Below are 19,635 nucleotides of genomic sequence, written 5' to 3' on the forward strand. Positions count from 1 at the left end.
CTTCCTTGACACCCCGCCCGCCGCCACCCATCATTCTGTTCATTACACGCGCAGTCGTACGCATACCGAACACACGAAGGGGTGGCCGGCACCGATGCTGCAGATCACCGACGACATCGCCCAGGCGGTCGAGGGCATACCGGACGGGGCCACCGTCATGATCGGAGGCTTCGGGACCGCCGGGCAGCCGGTCGAGCTCATCGACGCACTCATCGCCCAGGGCGCCACCGACCTCACCGTCGTCAACAACAACGCCGGCAACGGCGACGTCGGCCTGGCCGAGCTGATCCGCCTGGGCCGGGTCCGCAAGATCATCTGCTCCTTCCCCCGGCAGAAGGACTCCTGGCACTTCGACGCCAAGTACCTCGCCGGCGAGATCGAGCTCGAGGTGGTCCCGCAGGGCAACCTCGCCGAGCGCATCCGCGCCGCCGGCGCCGGCATCGGCGCCTTCTACACGCCCACCGGCTTCGGCACCCTGCTCGCCGAGGGCAAGGAGACCCGCCGCATCGACGGGCGCGACTACGTCCTCGAATACCCCATCCGCGCCGACTACGCCCTCATCAAGGCGCTGCGCGCGGACCGGGTGGGCAACCTCGTCTACCGCAAGACCGCCCGCAACTTCGCACCCGTCATGGCGACCGCGGCGACCACCACCATCGCCCAGGTCGGCGAGGTCGTCGAGACCGGCGCCCTGGACCCCGAGACCGTGGTCACCCCCGGCATCTACGTCAACCGCATCGTGCCCGTCGCGCCCGCGCCGGCGAAGGAGGAGGTCGGACAGTGAGCGAGCCGCTGACCCGCGACCAGATCGCCCAGCGCGTGGCCCGGGACATCCCGGTCGGCGCCTACGTCAACCTCGGCATCGGCATGCCCACCAAGGTCTCCGACTACCTCGAGGCCGAGCGGCGCGTCACCCTGCACACCGAGAACGGCATGCTCGGCATGGGCCCCGAGGCGCACGGGGACCAGATCGACCCCGACCTCATCAACGCCGGCAAGATCCCCGTCACCGAGCTGCCCGGCGCCGCCTACTTCCACCACGCCGACTCCTTCGCCATGATGCGCGGCGGCCACCTCGACCTGTGCGTCCTGGGCGCCTTCCAGGTCTCCACCACCGGCGACCTCGCCAACTGGCACACCGGCAAGCCCGACGCCATCCCCGCCGTCGGCGGCGCCATGGACCTGGCCATCGGCGCCAAGCGGACCTACGTGATGATGGAGCTGCTCACCAAGAAGGGCGAGTCCAAGCTCGTCGAGCAGTGCACCTACCCACTCACCGGCATCGGCTGCGTCAGCCGCGTCTACACCGACGTCGCCGTCTTCGACATCACCCCCGACGGCGTCGCCGTCCTGGAGACCTTCGGGAACGACACCATCGACACCCTGCGCGAGACCACCGGCCTCGCGCTCATCGACCAGACCGCCCCGGTGCGGTGAGGAGACAGCCCATGTCCGCGTTCGTCTACGACGCCGTCCGCACCCCGTTCGGCCGCTACGGCAAGGCCCTGGCCGGGGTGCGCCCCGACGACCTCGGCGCCGTCGTCATCAAGGCCGTGCTCGAGCGCAACCCGGGCCTGGACCCCGAGCGCATCGACGACGTCATCTTCGGCAACGCCAACGGCGCCGGGGAGGAGAACCGCGACGTCGCGCGGATGTCCTCCCTCCTCGCCGGGCTGCCCACCGCGGTGCCCGGGGTGACGGTCAACCGCCTGTGCGGCTCCGGCGTCGAGGCCGTCATCCAGGGCTCGCGCGCCATCGAGACCGGTGACGCCGACGTCATCCTCGCCGGCGGCGTGGAGTCGATGTCCCGCGCGCCGTGGGTGCTGCCCAAGACCGAGCGGCCCTTCCCCGCCGGCGACCAGACCCTCGTGTCCACCACCCTGGGCTGGCGCCTGGTCAACCCGAAGATGCCCACGGAGTGGACGGTCGCCCTCGGCGAGGGCGCCGAGATCCTCGCCGACCAGCACGCCATCTCCCGCGAGGAGCAGGACGAGTTCGCTCTGCGCAGCCACCGGCTGGCGGCCGAGGCTTGGGACGCTGGGCGCTACGACGGCGAGATCGTCGCCGTCCCGGGCGTGGACCTCGCCCGCGACGAGAACATCCGCCCGGACAGCTCCCTGGAGGCCCTCGGCAAGCTCAGGCCCGCCTTCCGGCCCGCCGACACCGGCACGGTGACCGCCGGCAACGCCTCCCCGCTCAACGACGGCGCCTCGGCGGTGCTGCTCGCCGGGGAGGACTTCGACGGCGAGCCGCTGGCCCGGGTGGTCGCACGCGGGGTCTCGGCGGTCGAGCCGCAGGTGTTCGGCATCGGCCCGGTCGAGGCCGCCAACTTCGCGCTGCGCCGCGCGGGCAAGACGTGGGACGACGTCGACCTGGTCGAGCTCAACGAGGCCTTTGCGTCCCAGTCGCTCGCCTGCCTCAAGCTGTGGCCCGAGCTCGACCCGGCGAAGGTCAACGTCGACGGCGGCGCGATCGCCATCGGCCACCCGCTGGGCGCCTCCGGCGGGCGGATCATCGGCCACCTCGCCCATGCCCTCAAGGCCCGCGGCGGCGGCATCGGCGTGGCCGCCATCTGCATCGGCGTCGGCCAGGGCCTGGCGGTCGTGCTGGAGGCATGAGCACCGCAGACCCGAGCTGAAGCGGCGGGACGGCAGGTCCGACGCTGTCCCGCCGCTTCGCTGTCTCGGGGCCCGGGCAAGCCGCGCCCGAAGCCGCTCAGCCGCCCAGGCCGGCCGCGGCCGCCGCGTCCGTGATCTTCTGCGCCGTCGCGAGCAGCGCGGCGAGGTACTCCTCGGGCACACGCCCCTCGGGCAGGGTGTAGCTGCTCAGCGGCAGGTTGATCGCGGCCACGACCGTGCCGGCGGCGTCCCGCACGGGGGCGCCGAGCGTGGTCAGCCCGCGCTCGAACTCCTGCTCGATGAGGCTGTAGCCCCGCTCGCGCACCCGGGCCAGCTCGGCGCGCAGCGCGTCGGGGTCGGTGACCGTCCGCTCGGTCAGCCCGGCGAGCCGCCCGGTCCCGAGCGCGTCCTCCAGCGCGGCGTCGTCCAGGGCGGCGAGCAGCACCCGGCCCATGGCGGTGGCGTGGGCCGGCAGCCGGGTGCCGACGTGAATGACCGCGTCGATGATCCGGGAGCCGGGCACCCGCTGGACGTAGACGATCTCGTCGCCGTCGAGCACCGCCATGGAGCAGGACTGCCCGGTGGTGGCGACCAGCTCCGCCATCGCCGCCTCCCCCAGGGCCGGCAGCCGCAAGCTGGTGCGGTAGGCCTGGCCCAGCTCGAGCACCCGCGGGCGCAGGCTGAACTCCCGCCCGCGGGCCAGGACGTAGCCCACCTCGACCAGGGTGAGCAGCACCCGGCGGGTCACCGCCCGGTTGAGCCCGGCGGCCTGGGCCACCTGGGCCAGCGTGCGCGGCTCGCCTTCGGCGGCCAGGGCCCGGATGACGGCGAGCCCGCGGGCGAGGGACTGCAGGCCCTCGGCGGGCGCGTCCTCATCCCCGGCGTCGCCGGCCACTCAGACCAGCCCCTCGGCGCGCAGCACCTCGGTGGCCAGCGCGTAGGCGTGGTTGGCCACCGGCACGCCGGAGTAGACCGCCACGTGCAGCAGCACCTCGCGGATCTCGTCGACGCTCAGGCCGTTGCGCAGCGCCGCCCGCACGTGCATCTGGAACTCGCCGTCGTGCCCCAGCGTCATGAGCAGCGCCAGGGTGATGGCGCTGCGGGTGCGCCGGTCCAGGCCCGGGCGGGTCCACACGTCGCCCCAGGCGTAGCGGGTGATGAAGTCCTGGAAGTCGGCGTTCAGCGGCGTGGTGGCCTCCTGCGCGCGGTCGACGTGGGCGTCGCCGAGCACCTCCCGGCGCACCCGCATCCCGGCCGCGTGGCCGGGCCGGTCGGCGTCGAGGTGGTCGAGCAGGAGGCGGGTGACGGTGGCGGGGCGCTGGACCGCGGCGATGTGGGCGGCGTCGTCGACCAGCTCGAGGCGCGCCTCGGCGCCGCCGACGCGCACGCCGTCGACGAGCTCCTCGGCCATCGTCGGCGGGGTGGCCGGGTCCTGCCGGCCGGCCAGCACCAGCACGGGTCCGGCGACGGACGCGAGGTCGGGGCGCAGGTCCATGCCGGCGATGGCCTCGCAGCACTGGGCGTAGCCCTCGGGCTCGACGGCGAGGAAGGTCTGGTGCATCCGCTCGCGGGCGGCGTCGTCGGCGAAGGTGCCGGTGAACCAGCCGGCCACGACGCCGTCCCAGATCGCGCCCATGCCCTGCGCGCGCACGGTGGCGGCGCGGGTCAGCCACTTCTCCGCGGGCGGCAGGAACGCGGCGCTGCACACGATGCCGACGCGGCGCACCCGGTCCGGGCGGTGCTCGGCGAGCCACAGGGCGATCATGCCGCCGATGGACAGCCCCACCTGGTGGGCGCGGTCGACGCCGAGGTGGTCCATGAGCCGCAGGACGTCCTCGCCGAGGTCGGCGATCGTCGTCGGGGCGTCGGTGTGCGGCGAGGCGGACCGGCCGTGGCCGCGCAGCTCGTAGCGCACCACCCGGTAGCGCCGCTCGAGCAGGCGCGCCTGGGCGTCCCACATGTGCCGGTCGGTGCCCAGGGACGAGCCCATGACGACGACGGGGGCGTCGGCGGGGCCGCTGACCTCGTGGGCGGGCAGGTAGGGGGTGGGGGCGGTGCTGGCCAAGGAGGGTCCTTCCTCGTGGGCGGTCGGCTGGTCGGGGCTGGCGTGGCGGCCCGGGGCGATCGCCGCCCGGGCGCCGCGGGCGGGCGCGGTGGCGGCTGTCAGGCGGTGCCCGGGGCGCCGCCGCCGAGGGCGCGCAGGGCGTGGTCGAGGAGGGGCCCGGCGCCGGCCAGGGCCGCGCGGGGGTCGAGCGTGGCGGCGGGCAGGTCGTCCGCCGCCGGGCTCTGACGGGCCAGGGCGGCGAGGACCTCCCGGTCCGTGGGGTGGGCGCCGGCGTCCTGCAGCGCCGCCTTGACCACCCGCTGCGCCTCGCCGCGGCCGAGCCGCGGGCCCAGCCGGGTGGCCAGGGCCTCCGCCATGACGAACGGGCGGGCGGCGTCGAGGTTGGCGGCCATGCGCGCGGCGTCGACGCCGAGGGCGTCGAGCAGCGCGGCGACCCGCTGGGCGGACCCACGCGCCAGGCCCATGAGCTCCTCCAGCGCCTGCCACTCGGCGTGCCAGTGGCCCATGGCGCGCTCGTGCTCCTGCAGGCTCGCGGCGAAGACGGTGCCGAGGAGGCCCGGGGCGCGCACGGCGGCCGCGCGGAGCAGGACGCAGGTGACCGGGTTCTGCTTGTGGGGCATGGCCGAGGAGCCGCCGTGACCGGCGCCGCCACCCTCGTGCGCCTCGCCGACCTCGGACATCGCCATGAGCGCGACGTCGGTGGCGATCTTGCCCGGGGCGGCGACGGCCCCGGCGAGGGCGGCGGCGAGCTCGCGGACCCGGGAACGCTCGGTGTGCCAGGGCGCCGCGGGTGCCGCCAGGCCCAGCTCGGCGGCGAAGGCGGCGACCACGGCCGGGGCCTGGGCGCCGTAGCCGGCGAGGGTGCCGGCGGCGCCGGCGAGCTGGACGGCGAGCCGGTCGCGGCCGACCCGCTCCACCTCGGCCGCCGCCGCGGCCAGCCCGGCCGCCCACCCGGCCGCCTTGAGCCCGAAGGTGGTGGGCACGGCGACCTGGCCGAGGGTCCGCCCGGCCATGACGGTGCCGCGGTGGGCGTCGGCCAGCGCGGCCGCCGCGCGGGCGGCGCGGCGCAGGTCCGCGGCGACGGCGGCGGTGGCGTCCCGGGCGAGCAGCATGAGGGCCGTGTCGACGATGTCCTGGCTCGTCGCGCCGTAGTGGACCCACGGGCGGGCCGCCTCGGGCACCGCCGCCAGCAGGGTCTTCACCAGCGGCACGACGGCGTTGCCGGCGCCGCGGGCGCGCAGCCCGAGGTCGGCGGGGTCGATGGCGAGGCCGGCGGTGGCGCGCTCCAGCGCGGCGGCCGGACCGCCGTCGTCGGCGGGCACCAGCCCGCAGGCCTCCAGGGCGCGGAGCAGGGCCACCTCGGCGCGCACCATGGCGGCGACGACCGCGGCGTCGTCCACCGCCCGGGTCGCCCCGTGGTCGTCGGTGTCCCCGAACAGCTCCGCGTCGAACATGACAGCCTCCTTCGTCGCCGGCGTCCTGGGTGAGGCCCCCCGCCGGCCACCCTGCGCCGGTCCTGAGCGCCTTCCTGCATCGCCCGGGCGTCGGGTCGACGACGCCCGGAGGCCATTGTGCCCGACGGCTGTTCGTTAGGCGTACATAAAGGCCGGATGGCGGACGGGCTGGTGTGAGGCGTGCGGGTGCCGGCGTCGCGGCCGCCGCCGACACGGGGGCCGCATTGCGCGCCCGCGGGCCGCGGTCTGATCGTTGGTGCGGCGGGGCCGGTCAGACCTCGAGGTGGCCCAGCGGGCGCAGGTCGGCCTCGATCGCTGCGGCGGCCCGGCGCAGCTCGGGCAGCACACGGGCGACGAGGTCGTCCGGGCGCCCGGGGACCACCGCGGTCGCGACGTTGATGGCGGCGACGACGACGCCGTCCCCGTCGCGCACCGGCACGGCCAGCGACCGCAGCCCCTCCTCGAGCTCCTGGTCCACCAGCGCGTACCCCTGCCGGCGGGTCTGGGCGAGGATCGCGCGGAGCTGACCGGTGTCGGTGGTGGTGTACGCCGAGCGGCGCTCGACGCGGACGGAGGCCACGAACCCCGCGATCCAGTCGTCGGAGCGCGAGGCCAGCAGGACCCGGCCCATCGAGGTCGACTCCGCGGGGAAGCGGGTGCCGGTACGGATGCGCACCCGCATGATGCGGCGGGTGGCCACCCGTGCGATGTAGACGATCTGGCCCGCGTCGAGCACGGAGGCCGACGCCGACTCCCCCACCCGCTCGGACAGGGCCTGCAGGTGCGGGGCGATGACCTCGGCCAGGGTGACGTCGGCGAGCTGCTCGAAACCGAGGTCGAGGACCTTGGGCCGCAGGTAGAACTCGCGGCCCGTCTGCCCGGCGTAGCCGAGCTCGACGAGGGTGTTCAGGGCCCGGCGCGCCCCGGCCCGCGGCAGCCCCGAGCGCACCGCGGCCTCGCTCAGGGTCAGCCGCGGGTGCTCGGCGTCGAAGATACGCATGACGGACAGCCCGCGCTCGAGGGAGCGGATCGTCTCCGACGCGCGGGCGGTCTCGGTCGTGAGGTCGGCGCCCGCGCCGGGGTCCTGACGGTGCGCGCCGTCGCCTGCGCTCATTCCCGGCATGCTACCGGGCACGCCGCTGTCCCCGTGCTGGGTCGGCTCCAGGACCCCCGCCCCGTGCCGGGCCCGCTCCCGGACCCCCGCCCCGGGGCCGGGCCCACTCCCGGGCGCTGGTGCCCTCGTCCACCGGGGTCTCGGTCGCGGCGGGCGTCTCGACCGTCGTGTCCGGGCTGGACGCCGCGGCGGGGGCGGCGTCGCCGGCGGGCCGGCGATCGGCCGGGGCCTCGGGGATGACGTGACGCTCGTGAGCGGCCCGGGCCTCCGCCACGGAGCGCTCGGCGGCGGCGATGCGCGCGTCCTTGCGGTTCTTGGCGAGGCTCGTGAGGACGGTGATCGTCAGCACGCCGACGATCCAGGCCAGCGAGACGAGGATGGTCGGCTCGGGGACGACGTCCCAGTGCTCGCCGCCGTTGACGAAGGGCAGCTCGTTCTCGTGCAGGGCGTGGATGACGAGCTTGACGCCGATGAAGCCCAGGATCGCGGCCAGCCCGTAGTGCAGGTACACGAGCCGGTCGAGCAGGCCGTCGATGAGGAAGTACAGCTGGCGCAGCCCCAGGAGCGCGAAGGCGTTCGCGGCGAAGACGATGTACGGCTCCTTGGTCAGGCCGAACACCGCCGGGATGGAGTCGACGGCGAACATCAGGTCGGCCGTGCCGAGCGCGAAGATGCAGATGAGCAGCGGGGTGATGAACGTCTTGCCGTGGGCGCGGTGGAGCATCTTGTCCCCGACGAAGCCCTCGCTGACTGGCATGATGCGCCGGATCATCCGGACGACGGCGTTCTCGTGGTAGCCCTCCTCCTCCTCGGACGGCCCGCCGGAGCCCTCGCGCGCCTGGGAGTAGGCGGTGTAGAGGAGGAAGGCGCCGAAGAGGTAGAAGACCCAGGAGAAGTTCTGGATCACCGCGGCGCCGACGAGGATGAAGATCAGCCGCAGCACCAGCGCGATGATGATGCCGGAGAGCAGCACCTTCTGCTGGAACTCCCGGGGCACCCGGAAGGCGCCGATGATGATGATGAAGACGAAGAGGTTGTCCACCGAGAGGCTGTACTCGGTGATGTAGCCGGCGAAGTACTCGCCGGCGTACTGGGCGCCGTAGATCCCCCAGAGGATCAGGCCGAACACCACGGCCAGCGACACGTAGAACGCCGTCCAGCGCGCCGCCTCCCGCATCGACGGGGCGTGCGGGGTGCGCACGTGGCCGAGGATGTCGATGGTGATCAGGATGACGACGACCAGCCCGAGGCCGGCCCATCCGAGGGCGTGGACGTCCACAACTTCCTCCGGTACGTAGGGATGTGCGAGCAGCACGAGGTACCGGAGGTCTCTTCCGCCGCGCCCGCCGGCTTCCCGGCGCGGGCCCGGCCGGTGGCACCGAGCAGGCGCGACGCCTGCCGTGATGACGGCACCACCGTTGCGGGAATACTCCCCTCCGCCGTCCCAGGATACCGTCCAGCCTCCTGGCCCGGTGCACCGGACCACGCCGGGACGTCGCGGGCGGCGCCCCCAGGGGTGACTCGCCGGCAGGCCGGGGGCCGATCAGGCGCCGACCCTCACCGCGGTCCGGTCGGTTGGCGCCCCGGGCCGGCGGCCGGTCAGGCGTTGGCCGCCGTCATCTGTCGGAGCTCCTTCTTGAGGTCGCCGATCTCGTCGCGCAGCCGGGCGGCGAGCTCGAACTGCAGCTCCTCGGCGGCGCCGTGCATCTGGTCGGAGAGATCCTGGATGAGCTGGGCGAGGTCGCTGGCCGCGGCCCCGGCGAGCTTCTCCCGCGCCGACGTGCCGGCCTTCTTCTTCTCCTTGCCGCCCGGTCCCTTGCCCGCCCCGCGGTAGCCGCCCTCGAGGAGCTCGGCGGTGTCGATGTCCTCGCGGGCGAGCATGTCGGTGACGTCGGCGATCTTCTTCCGCAGCGCCTGCGGCTCCACCCCGTGCTCGGTGTTGTAGGCCACCTGCTTCTCGCGCCGGCGGGTGGTCTCCTCGATCGCCTGCGCCATCGACGGGGTGATGGTGTCGGCGTACATGTGCACCTGGCCCGAGACGTTGCGGGCCGCGCGGCCGATGGTCTGGATGAGCGAGGTCGAGGACCGGAGGAAGCCCTCCTTGTCCGCGTCGAGGATGGCCACGAGGGAGACCTCGGGCAGGTCCAGGCCCTCGCGGAGGAGGTTGATGCCGACGAGGACGTCGAACTGGCCCATCCGCAGCTCGCGCAGCAGCTCGACGCGGCGCAGGGTGTCGACGTCGGAGTGCAGGTAGCGCACCCGGACGTCGCGCTCGAGCAGGTAGTCGGTGAGGTCCTCGGCCATCTTCTTCGTCAGGGTGGTGACCAGGACGCGCTCGTCGCGCGCCACCCGCTCGCGGATCTCGCCGAGCAGGTCGTCGATCTGGCCCTTGGTCGGCTTGACCACGACCTCGGGGTCGACCAGCCCGGTCGGCCGGATGATCTGCTCGACGACGCCGTCGGACTGGCTGAGCTCGTAGGGACCGGGGGTCGCGGAGAGGTAGACGGTCTGGCCGATCCGCTCGAGGAACTCCTCCCAGCGCAGCGGCCGGTTGTCCATGGCCGAGGGCAGACGGAACCCGAAGTCGACGAGGGTGCGCTTGCGGGACATGTCCCCCTCGTACATGGCCCCGATCTGCGGCACGGTCACGTGAGACTCGTCGATGACGAGGAGGAAGTCCTCCGGGAAGTAGTCGAGCAGGGTGTTCGGCGCGCTGCCGGGCTCGCGGCCGTCGATGTGCCGGGAGTAGTTCTCGATGCCCGAGCACGTGCCGATCTGGCGCATCATCTCGACGTCGTAGGTGGTGCGCATGCGCAGGCGCTGGGCCTCGAGGAGCTTGTTCTGCCGCTCGAGCTCGTCCAGCCGCTCGGCGAGCTCGGCCTCGATGCCCCCGATCGCCCGCTCCATCCGCTCCGGGCCGGCGACGTAGTGCGTGGCCGGGAACAGGTGCACGGACTCCTCGGTGCGCACCACGTCGCCGGTGAGCGGGTGCAGCGTGCTGAGGGAGTCGATCTCGTCGCCGAAGAGCTCGATGCGGATGGCCAGCTCCTCGTACACCGGGATGATCTCGATGGTGTCGCCGCGCACCCGGAAGGTGCCGCGGGTGAAGGCCATGTCGTTGCGGGTGTACTGCATCGCGACGAACTGGCGGAGCAGGTCGTCGCGCTCGACCTGCTGCCCCACGTGGAGCTGGACCATCCGGTCGACGTACTCCTGGGGGGTGCCCAGGCCGTAGATGCACGACACGGAGGCGACGACGACGACGTCGCGGCGGGTGAGCAGCGAGTTGGTGGCGCTGTGGCGCAGCCGCTCCACCTCGTCGTTGATCGAGGAGTCCTTCTCGATGTAGGTGTCCGTCTGCGGGACGTACGCCTCGGGCTGGTAGTAGTCGTAGTAGGAGACGAAGTACTCCACGGCGTTGTTGGGCAGCAGCTCGCGGAACTCCGTCGCCAGCTGGGCGGCGAGGGTCTTGTTCGGCGCCATGACGAGCGTGGGGCGCTGCACCTGCTCGATGAGCCACGCCGTCGTGGCGGACTTGCCGGTGCCGGTGGCACCGAGGAGCACGATGTCCTTCTCCCCCGCCCGCAGCCGCTCGGTCAGCTCGGCGATCGCCGTGGGCTGGTCGCCCGAGGGCTGGTACTCCGAGACGACCTGGAACGGGGCCACCGCACGCTGGAGGTCGGTCACTGGACGCATGAGGCAACGGTACGTCGCGGCACCGACATCGGGTCGGTCGCGTACGCCACCGGCGGACGACGCCACCGGGGCCGCGGCGCCAAAGGGGCCGGTCAGTCGCGAGGGGCGTCCCGCGGGGCCATCCCGGGCCGCCCGACGCCATGGCCGAGAGCCTCTCCCCTCTCGGCCTGCTCGACGGTCGCGACGAACCGGGTGAGCAGCTCGGCGAGGGCCCGCCGGTCGGTGTCGTCCCAGGAGGCGAGGGACTGCGCGAGCGCCTGCCCGCCGGCCGCGCGGACGCGCTCCCGGACCTCCCGCCCGTGAGCGGACAGGGTGAGGAGGGACGCCCGGCCGTCCTCGGGGTCGGGGCGCCGGTCCACCAGGCCCGCCCGCTCCAGGCGCCGCACCTGCGGGGTGACGGTGGACTTGTCCACGCCCTGCCAACCGGCGAGCGTGGTGACCCGCATGGGCCCGTGCGCGGCAAGGGCGTCGATGAGCCAGGCGTCCGTGGGCGTGAGCTCCACGCCGTCGCCGGTCCACAGGCGGGTGCGGACCGCCGAGCGGCTCGTCCACCGCAGCAGCGCGAGAAAGGCGGAGTGGAGCTGCTCGTCAGCGTCGCCGGGCCGGGGGGCCTCGTCCACCACCGCGGGGCCGGGCCGAGTCCTGACCTTCTCCATGTTAGGGAGGCTACACCAACCAATTGACGGCGTCCCGGCCCGTCCGTAGCCTGGTTGGGAAGGTCCAACCAGTCGCGGGGCCAGCGCGCGAAGGAGTACCCGATGCCCGACCCGCAGGACGCCCGCGAGCCGCGGGACGAGCGCCACCCGCAGGACGTTCGCCACCAGCACGGCGCCCGGCGTCCCCGGGACGGCCGCCGCGACCGCAAGGACGAGGCTCCCGCCCCGCCGTCGTCGCCCAACCGCCCGTGGCGCACCGAGGGGCTGCCGGAGAAGAAGCCGCCGCAGCGGCCCAGGTGGACCAAGATCCTGCTGTGGGTGGCGATCGGCTGGCTCGCGCTCTTCGCGATCACGACGTTCCAGGACCTCAGCACCATCCGCACCACGCCGATCTCCTACACCGCGTTCACCGAGCAGGTCGACGCGGGCAACGTCAAGGAGGTCTTCGCCCGCGGCCAGACGATCCAGGGCGTCCTCAAGACCGCCGCGCCCGACCCGGCCGGCAAGGGCACCTACACCGAGTTCGCCACGGAACGGCCGGTCTTCGCCCAGGACGACCTGCTCGCCGCGCTGGAGAAGTCCGACACCGTCGTGCGCGCCACCCCCGTGACCCAGCAGCGCGGCATCCTGTCCAACCTCCTGATCTCCCTGCTGCCCATCGCGCTGCTCATCGGCTTCTACGTGTGGTTCTTCCGCCGTCAGACCCAGGGCCTGGGCGGGATGCTCGGCCGGGGCCGGAAGCCCAAGCGGGTGGAGCCGGGCGACGTGCGGGTGACCTTCGCCGACGTCGCCGGCATCGACGAGGTCAAGAGCGAGATCTCCGAGATCGTCGACTTCCTCCAGCACCCCGACAAGTACCGCCGGCTGGGCGCCCGCGTCCCCAAGGGCGTGCTGCTCGAGGGCGCCCCGGGCACCGGCAAGACGCTGCTGGCCCGCGCCACCGCCGGCGAGGCCGGCGTGCCCTTCTTCTCGGCCAGCGCCTCGGAGTTCATCGAGATGATCGTCGGGGTCGGCGCCTCGCGCGTGCGCGAGCTGTTCGAGGAGGCCCGCAAGGTCGCGCCGGCCATCGTCTTCATCGACGAGATCGACACCATCGGCCGGGCGCGGACGGGCGCACGGTCGATGGGCGGCAACGACGAGCGCGAGCAGACCCTCAACCAGATCCTCACCGAGATGGACGGCTTCTCCGGGGAGGAGGGCGTCGTCGTTCTCGCCGCCACCAACCGCGCCGACGTGCTCGACCCGGCGCTGACCCGGCCGGGCCGCTTCGACCGCAAGGTCACCGTGTCCACCCCGGACCAGAAGGGCCGCCAGCAGATCCTGGCGGTGCACACGAAGAAGGTGCCGCTGGCCCCGGACGTCGACCTCGCGGTGGTGGCCCGCTCGACGCCGGGCATGACCGGCGCCGACCTGGCCAACCTCGTCAACGAGGCGGCGCTGACGGCCGCCCGCCGGGGCGAGGAGCAGGTGCACGCCCGGGACTTCGCGGACGCGCTGGAGAAGATCCAGCTGGGGGCCGAGCGCGGCGTGGTGCTGCCGGAGGAGGAGCGCCTGCGCACCGCCTACCACGAGGCCGGGCACGCCCTGCTGGGCATGCTGCAGCCCGGCGCGGACCCGGTGCGCAAGATCTCGATCATCCCGCGCGGGCGCGCCCTCGGCGTGACCCTCTCCACCCCGGAGGCCGACCGGTACGGCTACGACGTCGCCTACCTCAAGGGCCGCATCATCGGCGCCCTCGGCGGGATGGCCGCCGAGCAGGAAATCTTCGGCGTGGTCACCACCGGCGCGGAGTCGGACCTGCAGAGCGCCACCGGCATCGCCCGGCAGATGATCGGCCGCTGGGGCATGTCCCCCACGATCGGCCCGGTCCAGGTCTACCCGCCCGACGGGGACCCGCGCGGGGCGGGCGCCTCGGAGGGGCTGCTCGAGGCCGTCGACGACGAGGTGCGCCGGCTCATCGACGAGTGCTACGCCGAGGCCCGGCGCCTGCTGCGCGAGCACCGCGACCAGCTCGAGGCGATCGTCCGGGCGCTCATGGAGCACGAGACGCTCGACGAGGAGGAGGCGTACGCCGTCGCGGGCATCGAACGCACCCCGGCCCCGCCGCAGCTGGTGGGCGCCACGCCGGGCTCGCCGGGCCACCAGGGCACGGACGCGGTCGGCGCGCCGGCCCCCAGCCGTACCGGGGGCAGCCTGGGCGCCGCCGGTCGGACGGCGCCGTCGTCCCCCTGACGCTGCCCCAACGGGCGGCCCCCGACGCTGCCCCCATGTGGCGGGACACGAGACCCGCGCCCATCCTCGAAGAGGCACGACTGCCGCCGCACGAGGAGACCTGACATGAGCACCACCGCGTCCGGCCCCGAGCATCCGCCGGCCGAGCCGTCCACGAGCCACCAGGCCGAGGTCGGCGGCATCCCGGCCGGCGCGGTGGCGCTGAAGAACGTGACGACGAGGCCCCGGCCGGTGACGATCCGGCACGGCGTCTCCCGGGCGGTCTTCTACCCCTCGGCCGGAATCGTGCTGGTCTTCGTCGCCACGGCGCTCCTCTTCCCCAGCTGGCTCAGCGGGGTGATCACCGCGGCCAACGACGTCGTCGTGAAGTCGCTGGGCTGGTACTACGTGCTCATCGTCACCGGGTTCGTCATCTTCGCGCTGTTCCTGGCGCTCTCCCGGCTGGGCGACATCCGGCTGGGCCGGGACGAGGAGGCGCCGCAGTACGGGCTCTTCACCTGGTTCGCCATGCTGTTCGCCGCCGGCATGGGGATCGGGCTGGTGTTCTGGGGCGTGGCGGAGCCGCTCAACCACTACGCGACACCGCCACCCCAGGTGCAGGGCGCCCCCGACGTCCGCGCCCAGGCGGCGATGACCTACACCTTCCTGCACTGGGGGTTGCACGCCTGGGCCATCTACATCGTGGTGGGGCTCTCGGTGGCCTACGTCGTGCACCGGCGCCGCCGGCCGGTGTCGCTGCGGTGGACGCTCGAGCCCGTGCTGGGCACCCGCCGGGTCCAGGGCGGGTGGGGCCATCTGGTCGACGTCGTCGCCGTCGTCGGAACGATCTTCGGCGTGGCGACCTCCCTGGGGTTCGGCGTCGCGCAGGTGGGCGCCGGCCTCGACTTCCTCGGCATCCTCACGCTCACGCGGACGACGCTCGTCGTCCTCATCGTGGTCATCGCCGGCATGGCGGCGGTCTCGGTGGCCACCGGTCTCGACGCGGGCATCAAGTGGCTCTCGAACATCAACCTCGTGCTCGCGGCCTTGATGATGCTCCTGGTGCTCAGCTTCGGCCCGACGCTCTTCGTGCTGCGGGAGTTCGTCCAGTCGATCGGCTCCTACCTGGGCAGCATCGTCCGGCTGTCCTTCGCGACCCTGCCCTACCAGGGGGTCAAGGGCGAGACCTGGCTGGCGAGCTGGACGACGTACTACTGGGGCTGGTGGATGAGCTGGTCCCCCTTCGTCGGCATCTTCATCGCCCGCATCTCCCGGGGACGGACGGTGCGGGAGTTCATCGTCGGCGTGCTGCTCGTGCCCACGCTGGTCACGTTCGCCTGGTTCTCGGTCATGGGCGGCACCGCGCTGTACCGCGAGATCTTCGGCTCCGGCGGGCTGATCGGGCCGGACGGGACGGTGGACAACAGCACCGCCCTGTTCCAGATGCTTTCCGGGCTGCCGGGCGGCCCGGCGCTCTCCGGCCTGGGCATCCTGCTCGTCGTCATCTTCTTCGTGACGAGCTCGGACTCCGGCTCCTACGTCATGGCGATGCTGTCCGCCGGCGGCAACCCGAACCCGCCGCTGTGGACCCGGCTCTCGTGGGCCGCCCTGTCGGGCGCCATCGCCGCGGTCCTTCTCGGCGCCGGCGGCACCACGGGCGGCCTCGCCTCGCTGCAGACGATGGCGATCCTCGTCGCCGCACCCTTCAGCGTCGTGATGCTCCTGATGTGCGCGGGCCTGTTCCGCTCCCTGCGCGCGGACCATGAACGGTCCGAGGAGATTCGTCGGTCGCTCGTGCGCGAACGCCTGGTCACCGCCGTGGTCGGCGAGCTGGGCGGCACCGACACGCCGCCCAACTGGCCGATCGAGTCCGCCACGACGGCGCGCCAGCTGCGCGAGCGGCTGACCCGTCGTCCCGGCCCGGCGAGCCGTCGCCCCGGGTCCGCCGGGAAGTGACGGTCCCGCCGGCGCCTCAGGGCCCGGCAGCGCCGTGCGGGGTGCGCGGCCGGCGGGGCTCGCCCGCCCGCAGCCGGTCGTTCGCCGGCACGACCCGCTCCCGCCACACCGTGCGCACCGCCCGGAGCAGATCGTCGATCGTGCCCGAGTTGTCCAGCCACACGTCGGCGACGGCGCGCCGCTCCGGGTCCGTGGCCTGGGCCCGGATGCGGGCCAGCGCGTCCTGCGGGGTCATGCCGCGCTCCCGGGTCAGCCGGTCGAGCCGGACGTCCTCGCTGGCCCCCACCACGACGACGAGGTCGTAGGCGTCGGCCAGCCGGTTCTCGACGATGAGCGGGACGTCGTGGACGACGATCGCGTCCGCCGGCGCCGCGGCCTGGCGCCGGGCGGTCTCTTCCTTGATCAGCGGGTGGGTGATCTCGCCGAGGCGGCGCAGCGCCGCCGGGTCGGCGAAGACCCGACGCCCCAGCGCCGGCCGGTCGAGGGTGCCGTCCGGCCGGAGGACGTCGGCGCCGAAGGCCTCGACCACGGCGGCGAGGCCGGGGGTGCCCGGGGCGACGACGTCGCGGGCGATCCGGTCGGCGTCGATGACGACGGCGCCCAGCCGCGCCAGCTCGGCCGAGACGGTGCTCTTGCCCGAGCCGATCCCGCCCGTCAGGCCGATGGTCAGCACGCCGCCGACCCTATCGCCGCCCAGCCCGCGTCCCGGCACGGGCGGCGCACGGGAGTGCCGCCGCCCGCGACGTGCTCGGCACCGACGGGGCCCCCGTCAGTCGACGTCCTGCGGGTCGACGGGGGCGTGGTGGTCGAGGGCGACGACGCCGCGGCGCCAGTAGCCGTCCACCTTGACGTTCGCCCGGGCAAATGTTGACTCGTGCCGCAGCCACCGGCGCACCGCCACCAGCGAGCCGGCCTCGCCGGCGAACCAGGCGTAGCCCGTGCCGGGGCGGGCGGGCAGGCTTCGCACGGCGTCGGCGAGCAGCGTCGTCGTGCCCGGGGCCGCGTCGCCGCGGTCGCGCAGGTGCAGGGTGTGCTCGGGCCGGGCGACCACGGCGAGGTAGTCGACGTCGGCCGGGTCGGACAGCTCGACGAGCACGTCCACCGGCAGCCCGGCGGGCGCCTGCTCGAGCCAGCGGGCCAGGGCGGGCAGCGCCGTCTCGTCCCCGCCGAGGAGCAGGTGGTCGGCCGCGGGCAGGAGCTGGGAGCCGCGGGGCCCGGCGATCGCCACCGGGTCGCCGGGCACGGCCCGCGCGGCCCAGGCCGAGACCGGGCCGGGGTGGGCGTGCAGGACGACGTCGATGTCGAGGCCCTCGTCGTGCAGGGCGCGGGGGGTGTAGTCGCGGACCGTCGGGGCCACCGCGGGACGCTCGAGCCCGTCGCCGACCGCGCGCGGGGCGTGGAGCTCGCCGGTGGCCGGGTCCGGGACGAAGAGCTTGACGTGGTCGGCGGGCCCGTCGGCGGTGAAGCCGGCGAGCTCCTCCCCGCCGAGGGTCAGCCGGAGCATGCGGGCGCTGAGCTGCCGGCGGCCCACCACCGTGAGGCGGCGGACGGCGAGGGGGTGGCGCACCCGCTCCCGGCGCAGGACGGATGCGGTGGCGGCGAGGTCGTCGGTCACCCCCCGACCCTATCCCGGGCACACCGGGCGCCCTGCGGTTGCGCCCCCGGCGGCCGGGCAGGGCAGGATGGGCCCGCCGGTGCCCGGAGGGTCCGGGCGCCCGAAGGAGGAGACCATGCCAACACCGATCGTGAGCAAGGGCAGCACCACCTGGAACGGCGACCTGTTCTCCGGCAAGGGGCGCACGTCGCTGGACACCTCGGGCCTCGCCAGCTTCGACGTCAACTGGAAGGCCCGCGCCGAGGAGGCCGGTGGCACCACCTCTCCCGAGGAGCTCATCGCCGCGGCGCACGCCACCTGCTTCTCGATGGCCCTGTCCAACGGGCTCGCCCAGAACGACACGGCCCCGAACGAGCTGCGCACCTCCGCGGAGGTGACCTTCGTGGCCGGCGAGGGGATCAAGGGCGTCCACCTCACGGTCGAGGCCGACGTCCCCGGACTCTCCGAGGCGGACTTCCAGCGCATCGCGGACGAGGCCAAGGCGGGCTGCCCGGTCAGCCAGGCGCTCAAGGGCACCGAGATCACCCTGACCGCCAAGCTGGCCTGAGCGTCGCCGGGCCCGCCGCCCCGGCGGCGGGCCCCGCGCGTGCCCGGCCACCACCCGCCCGGCTCCCGTCAGTGCCCCGCCTGACCCCGGCCCGTCAGTCCCCGGCGAGGCCCCCGCGCCGGGCGACCTCCCGCCGCACGGTCGCGGCGTCCGCGCCGCCGGCCAGCAGCGCCCAGAGCAGGAGCCGGGCCTTGCGCCCGGTCAGCGAGCCGGCCAGCTGCGCCCCGCGGCGCACGAGGTCGGTCTCGGACCCGGGGTAGCCGTAGGTGCGGGTCGCCGTCGGGCCGCTGCCGGTCCGCGAGGCGATGAGCACCGGCATCCGCTCGGCGGCGCAGGAGACCGCCTCGGCGGCCGTCGGGGAGACGTGGCCGGCCCCGGCGCCGGCGACGACCACGCCGTCGAACCCGGCGCCGCCGAGGAGCCGCAGCAGCGCGCCGTCGTCGCCGAGGGTGAACTCCAGCAGGGCGACCTGCGCCGCGCCCGCGGGGACCGGCAGCGGGGCGGCCCGCCGCGCGGGCCGCAGCGTGAGGACCAGCGCGCCCTCCACCACCCGGCCGACCGGCCCGGCGCCGGGCGAGGCGAAGGCGCCGACGCCGGCGGTGCGGGTCTTGGTCACCCACCGCGCCAGGTGCACCTCGTCGTCGAGGACGACGACGGCGCCGAGATCGCGGGCGGCAGGGGCGGCGGCCACCACCACGGCCGCGTAGAGGTTCGCGGGCCCGTCCGGGCCGGGGCTGCGGGGCGGGCGCATCGCCCCGGTCAGGACGAGCGGGGCGGGCCGGTCCCACAGCAGGTCGAGCAGGAACGCGGACTCCTCGAGGGTGTCCGTGCCGTGGGTGAGCACGACCCCGGCCGCGCCGTCGTCGACCTGCGCGCGGGCCCAGGCCAGGGCGTCGAGGACGTCGGCGGTGGTCAGCGCGGGCGAGGGGAGGTTGCGCAGGGACGTGGCCGCCACGTGCGCGACGGCTTCGAGGCCCCGCACCGTCCGGATCAGCTGCGCGGCGCTCAGCTCCGGCGCGACGGGCTCGCCCGGGTGCGCGGGCGTCATGGCGATGGTGCCGCCGAGCGCGCCGACGGCGACGGTCGGCAGAGTCATCGGGCCACGGTATCCCAGGCATCGGGGATGTTCCGGGCGGGCCCGTCGGCATAGTGTCGCGCCACCGGCGCTCGGCCCGCGGGCGCCCGGGCCCGTCGGAGGTCGTCATGCGTTCCGTGTACCGCGCCCTGGCCCTGCTGGTCGCGCTCGGGGTCCTGGTCCAGGCCGCCGCCATCGCGTTCGGCGTGTTCCACATGATCAACGACGTCGACGGCGGCGCGGTCATCGACTCCACCTACGACAGCTCGACCAACCCCGGGCTGAGCGCCCACTCGATGGGGGCGCTGATCGTCGGCGCGCTCGCGATCCTGCTGCTGCTGGCGTCCTTCTTCGTCCGGTTCCCGGGCGCGAAGACGTGGGGGGTGTGGACCTTCGTCGCGGTGCTGGCGCAGTGGGCCTTCGGGCTCCTCGCCTTCGGCGCGCCGGTCGTCGGGCTGTTGCACGGGGCGAACGCCCTGGCCGTCTTCTCGCTGGCGTTGCTGGCCGCGCGGGCGGCCGGACGGGCGGGCGGCGCGGTACCGACGGCGGCGCGCCGGCCCGCGACCGCGGACGCCTGATCCGCCGTGCCGAGCGCGGGGGGCGTCGCGGTGCGGGCGGCGCCGCCCCC

Annotated in this window: 16 protein-coding genes and 1 pseudogene; 7 read left to right on the forward strand and 10 right to left on the reverse strand. The window is 74.4% G+C overall.

Translation table 11 applies throughout. From position 1 onward, the window contains the following. The first annotated feature begins 94 nt into the window (after positions 1–94). Genes GD880_RS17395 through GD880_RS17405 form a run of 3 tightly spaced genes read left to right on the forward strand, consistent with a single transcriptional unit; the run spans position 95 to position 2,618 of the window. Positions 95–784: a 3-oxoacid CoA-transferase subunit A gene (locus tag GD880_RS17395; protein ID WP_152232873.1), complete on the forward strand. Its 690-nt coding sequence runs from the start codon at positions 95–97 to the stop codon at positions 782–784. Next, on the forward strand, positions 781–1,437 hold the full coding sequence (locus GD880_RS17400; protein ID WP_152232874.1) for a 3-oxoacid CoA-transferase subunit B: 657 nt from the start codon (positions 781–783) through the stop codon (positions 1,435–1,437). Before GD880_RS17395 ends, GD880_RS17400 begins: the two co-directional genes overlap by 4 nt. Positions 1,438–1,448: 11 nt before the next feature. Further along, positions 1,449–2,618, forward strand: a complete 1,170-nt coding sequence (locus GD880_RS17405; protein WP_152232875.1) for a thiolase family protein — start codon at positions 1,449–1,451, stop codon at positions 2,616–2,618. 97 nt (positions 2,619–2,715) lie between these two features. Here the strand turns inward: GD880_RS17405 and GD880_RS17410 are convergent, their stop codons facing one another. The 7 genes and pseudogenes from GD880_RS17410 to GD880_RS17440 all read right to left on the reverse strand — a co-directional run bounded on the left by GD880_RS17410 (position 2,716) and on the right by GD880_RS17440 (position 11,603). Continuing rightward, on the reverse strand, positions 2,716–3,513 hold the full coding sequence (locus GD880_RS17410) for an IclR family transcriptional regulator domain-containing protein (RefSeq protein WP_152232876.1): 798 nt from the start codon (positions 3,511–3,513) through the stop codon (positions 2,716–2,718). Continuing rightward, positions 3,514–4,683, reverse strand: a complete 1,170-nt coding sequence (gene pcaDC / locus GD880_RS21145) for a bifunctional 3-oxoadipate enol-lactonase/4-carboxymuconolactone decarboxylase PcaDC (protein ID WP_319593274.1) — start codon at positions 4,681–4,683, stop codon at positions 3,514–3,516. Between the two features lie 98 nt (positions 4,684–4,781). After that, positions 4,782–6,137, reverse strand: a complete 1,356-nt coding sequence (locus GD880_RS17420; protein ID WP_152232877.1) for a lyase family protein — start codon at positions 6,135–6,137, stop codon at positions 4,782–4,784. A 271-nt stretch (positions 6,138–6,408) separates the two neighbouring features. Beyond that, complete coding sequence (locus GD880_RS17425) at positions 6,409–7,251, reverse strand: IclR family transcriptional regulator domain-containing protein (RefSeq protein WP_152232878.1); 843 nt, start codon at positions 7,249–7,251, stop codon at positions 6,409–6,411. A gap of 295 nt (positions 7,252–7,546) precedes the next feature. Further along, a pseudogene (locus GD880_RS17430) lies at positions 7,547–8,530 on the reverse strand (TerC family protein); the annotation flags it as partial. 320 nt (positions 8,531–8,850) lie between these two features. Beyond that, a complete protein-coding gene (gene uvrB, locus GD880_RS17435; protein ID WP_152232880.1) occupies positions 8,851–10,947 on the reverse strand; it encodes an excinuclease ABC subunit UvrB in 2,097 nt (698 codons plus the stop codon). Between the two features lie 92 nt (positions 10,948–11,039). Continuing rightward, a complete protein-coding gene (locus GD880_RS17440; RefSeq protein WP_152232881.1) occupies positions 11,040–11,603 on the reverse strand; it encodes a MarR family winged helix-turn-helix transcriptional regulator in 564 nt (187 codons plus the stop codon). A 102-nt stretch (positions 11,604–11,705) separates the two neighbouring features. Between GD880_RS17440 and ftsH the strand changes: the two genes are divergently transcribed. Further along, positions 11,706–13,835, forward strand: coding sequence for an ATP-dependent zinc metalloprotease FtsH (gene ftsH, locus GD880_RS17445; protein WP_152232882.1), 2,130 nt, complete (start codon positions 11,706–11,708; stop codon positions 13,833–13,835). A 105-nt stretch (positions 13,836–13,940) separates the two neighbouring features. Continuing rightward, a complete protein-coding gene (locus GD880_RS17450; protein ID WP_152232883.1) occupies positions 13,941–15,770 on the forward strand; it encodes a BCCT family transporter in 1,830 nt (609 codons plus the stop codon). Positions 15,771–15,786: 16 nt separating this feature from the next. Here the strand turns inward: GD880_RS17450 and coaE are convergent, their stop codons facing one another. Further along, positions 15,787–16,443, reverse strand: a complete 657-nt coding sequence (coaE, locus tag GD880_RS17455; protein WP_152232884.1) for a dephospho-CoA kinase — start codon at positions 16,441–16,443, stop codon at positions 15,787–15,789. Between the two features lie 96 nt (positions 16,444–16,539). Then, a complete protein-coding gene (locus GD880_RS17460; protein ID WP_152232885.1) occupies positions 16,540–17,385 on the reverse strand; it encodes a siderophore-interacting protein in 846 nt (281 codons plus the stop codon). A 115-nt stretch (positions 17,386–17,500) separates the two neighbouring features. Here GD880_RS17460 and GD880_RS17465 point away from each other — a divergent pair, with 115 nt between their 5' ends. After that, on the forward strand, positions 17,501–17,932 hold the full coding sequence (locus tag GD880_RS17465; RefSeq protein ID WP_193314589.1) for an OsmC family peroxiredoxin: 432 nt from the start codon (positions 17,501–17,503) through the stop codon (positions 17,930–17,932). A 94-nt stretch (positions 17,933–18,026) separates the two neighbouring features. Here GD880_RS17465 and GD880_RS17470 read toward each other — a convergent pair whose 3' ends face one another. Beyond that, entirely contained in the window at positions 18,027–19,028 is a 1,002-nt protein-coding gene (locus GD880_RS17470) for an asparaginase (protein ID WP_152232887.1), read from the reverse strand. A gap of 107 nt (positions 19,029–19,135) precedes the next feature. On the opposite strand from GD880_RS17470, the gene GD880_RS17475 reads away from it, so the two are divergent. Then, positions 19,136–19,585 carry a hypothetical protein gene (locus GD880_RS17475; RefSeq protein ID WP_152232888.1) on the forward strand — a complete coding sequence of 150 codons (450 nt, stop codon included), beginning with the start codon at positions 19,136–19,138 and terminating at the stop codon, positions 19,583–19,585. The last annotated feature ends 50 nt before the right edge of the window (positions 19,586–19,635 follow it).

Origin of the sequence: Georgenia ruanii (assembly GCF_009193175.1) — a bacterium.
GTDB classification, from domain to species: domain Bacteria; phylum Actinomycetota; class Actinomycetes; order Actinomycetales; family Actinomycetaceae; genus Georgenia; species Georgenia ruanii.

What these genes read in the sequence shown, in the direction of transcription:
- GD880_RS17470 (WP_152232887.1), bottom strand. Translation starts at nt 19,028, where the DNA reads ATGACTCTGCCGACCGTCGCCGTCGGCGCGCTCGGCGGCACCATCGCC.
- GD880_RS17405 (WP_152232875.1), top strand. Translation starts at nt 1,449, where the DNA reads ATGTCCGCGTTCGTCTACGACGCCGTCCGCACCCCGTTCGGCCGCTAC.
- ftsH (WP_152232882.1), top strand. Translation starts at nt 11,706, where the DNA reads ATGCCCGACCCGCAGGACGCCCGCGAGCCGCGGGACGAGCGCCACCCG.
- GD880_RS17425 (WP_152232878.1), bottom strand. Translation starts at nt 7,251, where the DNA reads ATGAGCGCAGGCGACGGCGCGCACCGTCAGGACCCCGGCGCGGGCGCC.
- uvrB (WP_152232880.1), bottom strand. Translation starts at nt 10,947, where the DNA reads ATGCGTCCAGTGACCGACCTCCAGCGTGCGGTGGCCCCGTTCCAGGTC.
- GD880_RS17450 (WP_152232883.1), top strand. Translation starts at nt 13,941, where the DNA reads ATGAGCACCACCGCGTCCGGCCCCGAGCATCCGCCGGCCGAGCCGTCC.
- GD880_RS17475 (WP_152232888.1), top strand. Translation starts at nt 19,136, where the DNA reads ATGCGTTCCGTGTACCGCGCCCTGGCCCTGCTGGTCGCGCTCGGGGTC.
- GD880_RS17395 (WP_152232873.1), top strand. Translation starts at nt 95, where the DNA reads ATGCTGCAGATCACCGACGACATCGCCCAGGCGGTCGAGGGCATACCG.
- GD880_RS17420 (WP_152232877.1), bottom strand. Translation starts at nt 6,137, where the DNA reads ATGTTCGACGCGGAGCTGTTCGGGGACACCGACGACCACGGGGCGACC.
- GD880_RS17440 (WP_152232881.1), bottom strand. Translation starts at nt 11,603, where the DNA reads ATGGAGAAGGTCAGGACTCGGCCCGGCCCCGCGGTGGTGGACGAGGCC.
- GD880_RS17465 (WP_193314589.1), top strand. Translation starts at nt 17,501, where the DNA reads ATGCCAACACCGATCGTGAGCAAGGGCAGCACCACCTGGAACGGCGAC.